This is a genomic window from Streptomyces oryzae, from assembly GCF_017676365.1.
Taxonomy (GTDB): domain Bacteria; phylum Actinomycetota; class Actinomycetes; order Streptomycetales; family Streptomycetaceae; genus Streptomyces; species Streptomyces oryzae.
Genome location: NZ_JADKMA010000250.1, coordinates 1 through 9,271 on the forward strand (window position 1 = coordinate 1; position 9,271 = coordinate 9,271).

Below are 9,271 nucleotides of genomic sequence, written 5' to 3' on the forward strand. Positions count from 1 at the left end.
GGGCTCCGACTTCTTCGGCGGCTGCCGGGGCGCGGCGGGCGGTGCGGGGTGCCGCCCCTCAGGCTTCCTGGGAGGCTCGCCGTCGCCCCCGGAGAGCGCATACGCGATCACCGCACCGGCCGCCGCGGCCACGCCGAGCCTGATGCCTGCCTTCGCGGGGGCACCGAGCCCCTCCGACGCCGCACCGCCTGCCCCGCTGGTGCCCGCCCCGGCGCCTCCCGTCCCCCCTGCCGCACCACTCCCAGCGCCACCGGTCACCCCGCCGCCCGTACCGCCCGCACCGCCCGCTGCGGCTCCCGCACTTCCGGCCGGGGCACCGCCGACCGCCGCGCCGCCCGCGGCTGCCGTCGTCGTACCGCCGCCGATCAGCGCGGCGAAGGCTTTCGCGCCGCTCGCCGTCCCGAACCAGCCGACCAGGGCCAGCGGGACCAGCAGCCTGATGTGCTCGTTGAGATCCTTGACCTCCGACGCCGCCTGCCGGCACGCCGGGCACTCCTCCAGATGCCGGGCCAGCCCGCGTTCGGCACGCATCCGCAGCCCGCCGCGCGCATAGGCGCCCAGCCGGTCGGCGTACCGCGCGCACTCCCCGCCCTCCGTCCGCGCCTGGTTCACATGCGCCTGGAGGTACGCCTGCTTGAGGTGCTCCCGCGCCCGGTGCGCCGCCGTCGCCGTGGCACCGCGCGACTTGCCCAGCAGCGGCGCCACCTCCTGCGGCGGCACCCCCTCGACGGCGGTGTGCCACAGCAGCATCCGGTCGTACTCGGACAGGCTCCGGAACGCCCGGACCACCAGTTTCTGTTCCGCCTCCCGCATCGCCCGCGCCTCGGCGGCCGGCTCCAGGGCGTCCTCGTCGCTCGCGGCGGAGGCGGCTGCCGACTGCGCGAATGCGGCGAAGTCGTCCACCAGCCGCTCGCGCCGCCGGGTCCGCGCCCAGGCCGCCGCCACATGCCGTACGGAGGCCAGCAGATAGGCCCGCACCGATGCCTCGGGCCCCTTGCCACCGCGTACCGCCTGCAGAGTGTGCGCGAAGACCTCGCCCGTCAGGTCCTCCGCCGTGTCCGCGTCCCGGCAGCACGTACGGGCATAGCGGCGCACCGGCTCGGCGTGCCGCCGGTACAGCTCCTCGTACGCCTCGTCGTCGCCCTCCCGCATCCGGGAGAGCAACTCCATGTCGGAGACGACGTGCTCGCCGCGCCCGCCGTGCCCGCCACCGGCCGGCGCGGGCCTGCGGTGCCTGCCGCCACCCGCGCCGTGCGGGCCCTGCCCGACCGGCCGGTCACGCCCTCCCGAGGCGTCCTGCCGCCTGCGCTGCTCGGGCACCTGGCGCGAGACCGACCGCTCGGGCGTTCCCCTGCGGGAACCGCCCGGACGAAGGCCGGGGGAGGAATCCGGGCGGGGCTTCCCCACCCCCCGCTCGTCGTCACCACCCATAGCCGTGACTTCCGTACTCGCCCCGCCTGCTGACCATTGCGTCAGCGTGGCACAGCGCTGTTGGACGGGAACCCGGCAAGCAGCGCAACCACCCGTTCGGGTAATCCCGCACCGCCCTGCGGAGGCGGAGGCGGAGGCGAATACGGAAGCCCAGGCCCGAGCCCCGAGCTCAAGCCGAGGCCCCGAACCCAAACGAGGCCCGCGCCCAGGACGAGGCACCGAGCCGAGGCGAAGTCACCGGAGGCGCTCCGATGCCCACGCCGATGCCGAGGCTGCGACGCCCACGCCGACGCCGAGACAGTGACCTCGCGGAGGGCGACGCCCGCCCCTCAGCGCCTCAGCGCGCGCTACGGGAGCGCAGCCCTTCCAGGAGGATGTCCAGCAGCCGCGTCGAGGCGGCGGCCTGCTGTGCGGCGTCCGGCAGCGAGGGGGCGGCGGTCGCTATCACCAGCAGCACATCGCCCACGGTCACGTCCGGGCGCAGCTCGCCCGCCTCCCGGGCCCGCTCGACCAACTGACCGACGACCTCCAGCAGTTCGGTCGCCCCCGGATCCTCCTCCAGCCCGTCGTACGCGGCCCCGGACTCGCCCATCGCGCTGGGACGCTCCACCAGCCGCAGGTCAGGATGGGTTCCCTGGGCGTGCGTCGGCGTCTCGGCGTACCCGCTCTGTGCCGAGGCGCGCTGCTGGGGCACCCGCAAGGAGCTCTCGGACCTGGTCTCGGCCCGGAGTATCCGCGGCGGCAGCAGCCGGCCCGCTCCCGAGGCGACCGAGGTGCGCAGAAAACGGGAGAGCGCCGACCACGGCTCCTCCTCCTGGCCCAGCGCGGCCCGCGCCTGCTCCGTCAGCCGCGCCGTCTCTTCCTCGGCTATCCGCCTGACCAGCACGTCCTTGCTGGGGAAGCGGCGGTAGACCGTACCGACCCCCACCCGTGCCCGGCGGGCGACGTCCTCCATCGGCGCGCCGTAGCCCAGCTCGCCGAAGACTTCGCGCGCCGCGCGCAGTACGTGCTCGAGGTTCCGCTGCGCGTCCACCCGCAGCGGCGTCGTGCGCGCGGCGGCCCCCGTCCCTGTGACGTGCGCAGTGGACTGGCTCTCGGAGACAGCGGAGACAGTGGTCGGCGCAGCTCCGGCATGAGAGCCGTGAATACCCTGAATGTGCATCGTTGTTCCCCCGGTAAATCCCAGTCTCCCCCCGGAGACCCCCGCGTCCGCGGGGTTGGAATGCGGCGCACTGGTCCATAGGCCGCACCCGCTGGGATACGAACATAGTTGAGGCCACCCTGAGAGAGAAGAGGGCGTCCCGGCACGGCCGTTTGGCTCCGGCGTCCCTGTCCAGGCCGTACCCCGCCCTTACGCCCCGCGCGCCCCCTGCACCCTGGCGGTGACCTGCAAAGACCATTCCTTCTACGACGTCGGTGCTACAACGAGCGCCCGGCGCACACCGGTCACATGATTGACGTGTCCTGTGGACAAACGAGGGGGCGAGGGTGCGTCATGGTCGGGTGACGAAGGCCACGAACGAACCTGCGAAACCAGCGCGCATTCTCGTTGTCGGCGGCGGATACGTCGGCATGTACACAGCGCTGCGGCTCCAGCACAGACTCAAGCACCGGCTCCGGCAGGCCGCCCGCCCCGGCGAAGCCCCCGCGCCGGGTGCCTCCGCCGTGCCCGGAACCCCGGACGAGCCGGGTACGCCCGTCGCCACGTCACTGGAGTCCGCCGACGGGGTCACCATCACGATCCTGGACCCCGACCCGTACATGACGTACCAGCCGTTCCTGCCCGAGGCCGCCGCCGGGTCGATCTCCCCGCGGCACGTTGTCGTACCGCTGCGCCGAGTGCTGTCGAAGTGCCAGGTCATCGTGGGTGAGGCCCGCAGCATCGACCCCGAGCGCCGCGTCGCGCACATCAGCACCCTCGCCACGGCGGAGGCCGACGCGGCCCGCGCGGCGCACGCCGCACCCGGCGAACGGCCCGGGCCCGAGCCGCAGACCCTCGAACTGCCCTACACCGAGCTCGTACTGGCGCCCGGCTCCGTCTCCCGCACCCTCCCCGTTCCCGGCCTGGCCGAACACGGCATCGGTTTCAAGACGGTCGAGGAGGCCATCGGGCTCCGCAACCACGTACTCGAACAGCTCGACATCGCCTCCTCCACCCGCGACCCGGCGATCCGCGACGCCGCGCTCACCTTCGTCTTCGTCGGCGGCGGATACGCGGGAGTCGAGGCGCTGGCCGAACTGGAGGACATGGCGCGCTACGCCTGCCGCTATTACCACAACATCTCCGCGGACGACCTGCGTTTCCTGCTGGTGGAGGCCAGCGACCGGATCCTGCCCGAGGTGGGCGAGGAGATGGGCGGCTACGCGCTGCGTGAACTGCGGGCCCGCAACATCGACGTACGCCTCGGGACCCGCCTCGACTCGTGCGAGAACAGGGTCGCCGTCCTCAGCGACGGCTCCCGGCACCCCACCCGCACCCTGGTGTGGACAGCCGGCGTCAAACCCCACCCCCTGCTGGCCCGCACCGGGCTGCCGCTCGCCGCCCGCGGCAAGCTCAAGTGCGAGGCCACGCTGCGCGTCGAGGGCACGGAACACGCCTGGTCGGCGGGGGACGCGGCGGCCGTCCCTGACCTCACGGCTGAGCCGGCGGATACAGCGACAGACGGCGCGGAACCGCCGTTGTGCGCCCCCAACGCGCAGCATGCCGTACGTCAGGCACGCCGCCTGGCCGACAACCTGGCGGCAGTGTGCGAAGGCCGGGAGCCCACCCCCTACCGGCACTCCTACGCGGGCTCGGTCGCCTCCCTCGGACTGCACAAGGGCGTCGCTCACGTGTACGGACGGAAACTCAAGGGCTACCCTGCCTGGTTCATGCATCGCGCCTATCACCTCAGCCGCGTGCCGACCTTCAACCGGAAGGCCCGTGTGCTGGCGGAATGGGTGCTCTCCGGCCTGTTCAAGAGGGAGATCGTCTCGCTCGGCTCGCTGGAGCACCCCCGTGCCGAGTTCGAACACGCGGCGGGCACCGTACGGCGCCCCGACGAGAACTGAGGGTTCCACCGGCACGGTGGGCCACACTGGACATGTGACCATGGGTGGGCCCGCGTCTGCGAAGCGTGACCCGAAGGGCCCCGAGCGACCCGAGCGAACACAGCGAACCACACAAGGAATCGGACGACGTGAACTTCACGCGCTGGAGCGCCCGACTGCCCGGCACACAGCGGCGCACCGCTGCAGCCCAGGCCGCGATAAAGGCGCGAGCGCAGTCCGAGACCTCCGGTGGCGGCCCGGACGACGGCGGCAAGGAGAAGACCGGCAAGCGCATCGGCGGCAAGCGCACAGGCGGCAAGCGCGCCGGCGCCGCGCGCCCCGACAGCGGCACCGCGAAGAGCGGTCCGCCACCATCCGCCGACGCACAGCTGCCCGAAGCCGAAGCTGCAGCCGAAGCCGTAACCGACACCGCGACGGCAGCCGATCCGACGGTGCCCGACCAGCCCGTGCCCGACCGCCCCGTACCTGACCAGGCGGGCCCCGACCAAGCGGCCCCCGGCCGGCCGTCGCACCCGCACCCGCACGCGGACGCCACCACGGACACCCCCACCGTCCCCGCTGCCCGCAGCCGCCCGCACGCGGAGATCGCCCAAGGGCCGCACACCGACCACACCGGCCCCGACTCCGGCTCAAAGCCCGGACCCGAATCAGAACTGGAAGTCGAACCAGAGCCCGAACCAGAACCCGAACTCGAACCCGAACTCGAACCCGAAAGAGCGGCGTGGCAGCGCAGGCGGGCCATCGACGCGCTCCCGGTCCGCGCCCTGCTCGGTCAGGTCCCCGCGCTGGCAGCCGTCGTATACGGCCCCGAGCACCGCATCGCGTTCGTCAACGAGGCATACACCCAGGTCTTCGGCCCCCGCCCCACCGGAGCTGCGGCCCGGGAGGCGCTGCCCGAACTGGTCGAGCTGGGGCTGCTCCCGCTGATGGACCAGGTACGGCGCAGCGGCCGGCCCCGTACGGTCAAGTCCCGGCGGGTCTCCCCGCAGCCGGGCGTGACGAGCAGCAGGCGCCGTCCGGGCTACTACACCTTCACCTGCACCCCCATCACCACATCGGGTGACAGCGGCGTGCTGATCTTCGCCGCCGACGTCACCGACCAGGTCGAGGCGGTGGAACGGCTGCGCGCCAGCGAACGCCGCCAGCGCGAGGCCGCCGTCACCCTCCAGCGCAGCCTGCTGCCCCAGGAGTTGGAGCAGCCCGACGACCTGCGCGTCGCCGCCACCTACCAGCCGGGCGGCACGGACGCCGCTGTCGGTGGCGACTGGTACGACGTCATCACGCTCGGCGCGGGCCGCACGGCGCTGGTCATCGGCGACGTCATGGGCCGCGGCGTACGCGCGGCAGCCGTCATGGGCCAGCTCCGCACGGCGGTGCGTGCCTACGCGCGGCTCGACCTGCCGCCGCACGAGGTGCTGCAGCTCCTCGACGGCCTCGCCGCCGAGATCGACCCCTCCCAGATCGCCACCTGCGTCTACGCCGTCCACGACCCCAACGAAGGCCGCCTGAGCTACGCCTCCGCCGGGCACGTGCCCATCCTCGTACGCGACCCCGACGGCACCGTGCACCGCGCAGGCGATCACACCGGCCCGCCGCTGGGCACCGGCGGCTGGCTGCACACCTCAGGGAGTCTGCCGCTGCCCGAGGGCGCCACCGCCGTCCTCTACACCGACGGCCTGATCGAACGCAGGGACGCCGACATCGACGAGGGCGTCGCCGCGCTGGAAGGCGCCTTCGCGGGCGCCACCGGCTCGCCCGACATCATCTGCGACCGGCTGTTGCGCGCCCTGGGCATCAGCGAGGACCACGACGACGACGTGGCGCTCCTGGTCTTCCAGCACCCGGTGCGGTCAGGCCCGGACGCCGAGCTGTTCCACAACGCGGCGCTCGACCTGCTCGGCGGCACCGAAGCGGCCCCGCGCGCCCGCGCCTTCGCCTCCGGGGTCCTGGCCTCCTGGCGGTTCCCGGCCGAGCTGCGCGACCTCGGCGTTCTGGCCGCCAGCGAACTGGTCGCCAACTCCCTCCAGCACGGCACCCCGCCGATGCGGCTGCTGCTGCGCCGTACCGACCGCCGACTGATCATCGAGGTCACCGACGGCGACGAGCACCTGCCCCGCCGCTGCCGCGCCGAGCCTGCCGACGAGGCCGGGCGCGGCATCTCGATCATCGCCGCGATCGCCTCGGCCTGGGGAAGCCGCCGCACCCAGGGCGGCGGCAAGTCGGTCTGGTGCGAGTTCGCCCTCCCGGGCAAGTAGCCGACGTACGGCGCGGCAGGGCCGATCCCGACTACACGGATCCCCTGCCGCCCCCGTCACGAACCCTCGTTACCGAACCCGCGTCACAGAATCCTCGTCACCGAGCCGCGCCGACGCGGTTCTCCTCGGCAGCCGGACGGACGGCCTCGCCACGCGCGACGATGACCGACCCGGGCAGGTCCGCACGCTCGGAGAGCCGCCGCCCCAGCACCAACGCCAGCCCCGTCATACCCAGGCAGCACACCACCAGCAGCACGATGTACGCCGACCACGCACCGCCCGCCGCGAGGGCACCGCCCACAGCGGGACCGACGGCCAGCGCCAGCTGCTTCACCAGCGCGAAAGCCGCGTTGTACTGCCCCACCAGCCGTGGCGGAGCGAGATCGGCGACCAGCGGCGCCACCGTCGGCGAGAGCATCGTCTCGCCGACCCCGAACAGCGCGTACGTACCGATGAGCAGCGCAGTGGCCACAGCCTGCGCCCCGTGCACAAGCCCGGAAGCCCCCGCAGCCAACCACGCGACGGTCCAGATCAGCCCGACCAGCGCGACGACCCGGCTCCGCCGCCGCCCCTCCACCATCCGCAGCACCACGAACTGCGCCAGCACGATCACCGCCGTGTTGGCGGCCAGCGCGATCCCCAGCGTGGAGGTGGAGATCCGCGTGACGTCCACCGCGTACGCCGACAGCCCCGACTCGAACTGGCCGTAGCACGCGAAGAAGACCACGAACCCCAGCACACACAGCAGCACCATCGACCGGTCCCGCAGCAGCACTCCCCAACCGGAGCCGCGCCCGGCGCTCCCCGCGCCGGCACCTTCCCCGGCCCCCGCAGCCGCCGCAACAGGGCGCCGGACCCGGACCGTCGCCAGCACGGCGAGCAGCACCAGGAACATCGTCGCCTCGATGGCGAACAGCAGTGTGAAGCTGGCCGGCTCGTGTTCGTCCACGAGCATTCCGCCCAGCAGCCCACCGACGCCCAGCCCCAGGTTGTTCAGGAAGAACTGGGTGGCGAACGCGCGCGACCGCGACCCCGGCGTCGAGCACCACACGATCATCGTCGCGAGCGCGGGCTGGAGCACGGCGATACCTGCGCCCATCACCGCGGAAGCGGCCAACACGGCAGGCCCACTGGCCGACAGCCCGAACCCCAGCGCCCCCAGCGCGGCCGAAACAGCACCGACGACAACCATCACCAGCGGCCCGCTCCGGTCGATCACGCGCCCCGTGAAGGGCAGTACGAGCAGCGCGGCCCCGGCGAACGCGGCCAGCACCGCGCCCGCGGTGCCGTCACCGAGCTCCCGCACCCGCGAGACGTACACGAAGAGGAACGGCACCGTGAAGCCGTTGCCGAAAGCTGCCAGCGCGTTACCGAGCTGGATCCGCCGCAGCGCGGCGGCCATCGCCGTGGTCACACTCACCTGCCTGAGTCGAGAGAAGTACAAGGGATACAGCTACGAAGACTTCGAAGCTAAAGTTCGAGACTAAAGAGTACACAGGGCAAGCGTTTAGAGCGAACGAGTTACCGTGCGATACTGCGCACATGCCGGGACGACAACCGACGCTCGACGAGCAGATCGCCATCTACCAGCGGGAGTACCGCGACCTCGACCCCCAGGTGGAGAAGGTGGTCAACGCTCTGAGCAGGCTGGACCGCCGGATGAGCGTGGCCTACGGCCGCCAGCTCGCGACGCTCGGCCTCAGCAGCCCCGAATGGGAGGTCCTCAAGGAACTCGTCATGGCGGGCAGCCCCTACCAGCTCTGGCCCGGCACCATCGCCAAGCGGCTCGGTCTCACCCCCGCAGCGATGACCCACCGCATCGACCGGATGGTCACCCAGGACCTGGTCACCCGCGAGCGCGACCCCGACAACCGGGTCCGCGTGATCATCGGCCTCACGGACACTGGCCGCGGGAAGTGGCTGGAGGTCATGCGCATGGCCTCCGCCTTCGAGGCAGACCTCCTCCAAGACCTCTCCACCGACGAACGCGTACAACTCGGCGAACTCCTCACCCGCCTCCTGCGCCGTGTCGAACACGCCCAACCCGACGCCGGCGGCCGGCTGACCGACCTGGACTGAGCCCGACAAGGGCCCGCCCGGGGCGAGTTGAACCGCCCCTGACGCCGGTTGACAGTACGACCGGTGATCCGTAAGGTTCCTCGGGTTGTCAGCGGCTGGTCACGGCTTCTGGCAGCCACTCCTGCCAATCCGGCAGAAACCTCTACTCAGCACGATCTCCCTTCGCAGGGGTCTGTTCGGCATGCCGAATTACTTTTGCGGGCCGGCTCAATTTGGAGCCGGGCGGGGAAAGGGCCTAAAGTAGCGGTCAGCCGGAAGGCGCCCCGCCGACAGGGGATATCCGATTCGGAAGACGGCACGGAAACGGGCCGGAAAACGGATCTGATAGAGTCGGGAACACCGAAAGGGCAAACGTCCGGAGAGACCGGTGAGACGGTTTCGAAGGAAGCGTCCGTTCCTTGAGAACTCAACAGCGTGCCAAAAGTCAACGCCAGATATGTTGATACCCCGTCTCT

At 72.0% G+C, this 9,271-nt stretch carries 6 protein-coding genes; 3 read left to right on the forward strand and 3 right to left on the reverse strand.

Annotation, left to right across the window (positions count from 1 at the left end):
* Window positions 1-1,431: sigma-70 family RNA polymerase sigma factor (locus ITI46_RS31165; protein ID WP_372452110.1), on the reverse strand; the 1,431-nt coding region annotated here is incomplete at its 3' end.
* A 337-nt stretch (window positions 1,432-1,768) separates the two neighbouring features.
* Window positions 1,769-2,593: a TetR/AcrR family transcriptional regulator gene (locus tag ITI46_RS31170; protein WP_209243289.1), complete on the reverse strand. Its 825-nt coding sequence runs from the start codon at window positions 2,591-2,593 to the stop codon at window positions 1,769-1,771.
* Between the two features lie 410 nt (window positions 2,594-3,003).
* Between ITI46_RS31170 and ITI46_RS31175 the strand changes: the two genes are divergently transcribed.
* Both ITI46_RS31175 and ITI46_RS31180 read left to right on the forward strand, forming a co-directional pair.
* Window positions 3,004-4,482: an NAD(P)/FAD-dependent oxidoreductase gene (locus tag ITI46_RS31175; RefSeq protein ID WP_247746870.1), complete on the forward strand. Its 1,479-nt coding sequence runs from the start codon at window positions 3,004-3,006 to the stop codon at window positions 4,480-4,482.
* A 128-nt stretch (window positions 4,483-4,610) separates the two neighbouring features.
* Window positions 4,611-6,737: an ATP-binding SpoIIE family protein phosphatase gene (locus tag ITI46_RS31180; RefSeq protein ID WP_307808396.1), complete on the forward strand. Its 2,127-nt coding sequence runs from the start codon at window positions 4,611-4,613 to the stop codon at window positions 6,735-6,737.
* Between the two features lie 97 nt (window positions 6,738-6,834).
* Here the strand turns inward: ITI46_RS31180 and ITI46_RS31185 are convergent, their stop codons facing one another.
* On the reverse strand, window positions 6,835-8,139 hold the full coding sequence (locus tag ITI46_RS31185) for an MFS transporter (protein WP_209243294.1): 1,305 nt from the start codon (window positions 8,137-8,139) through the stop codon (window positions 6,835-6,837).
* A gap of 140 nt (window positions 8,140-8,279) precedes the next feature.
* Here ITI46_RS31185 and ITI46_RS31190 point away from each other — a divergent pair, with 140 nt between their 5' ends.
* On the forward strand, window positions 8,280-8,816 hold the full coding sequence (locus ITI46_RS31190) for a MarR family winged helix-turn-helix transcriptional regulator (RefSeq protein WP_209243291.1): 537 nt from the start codon (window positions 8,280-8,282) through the stop codon (window positions 8,814-8,816).
* Window positions 8,817-9,271: the final 455 nt, after the last annotated feature.

What these genes read in the sequence shown, in the direction of transcription:
- ITI46_RS31190 (WP_209243291.1), top strand. Translation starts at nt 8,280, where the DNA reads ATGCCGGGACGACAACCGACGCTCGACGAGCAGATCGCCATCTACCAG.
- ITI46_RS31170 (WP_209243289.1), bottom strand. Translation starts at nt 2,593, where the DNA reads ATGCACATTCAGGGTATTCACGGCTCTCATGCCGGAGCTGCGCCGACC.
- ITI46_RS31175 (WP_247746870.1), top strand. Translation starts at nt 3,004, where the DNA reads ATGTACACAGCGCTGCGGCTCCAGCACAGACTCAAGCACCGGCTCCGG.
- ITI46_RS31185 (WP_209243294.1), bottom strand. Translation starts at nt 8,139, where the DNA reads ATGGCCGCCGCGCTGCGGCGGATCCAGCTCGGTAACGCGCTGGCAGCT.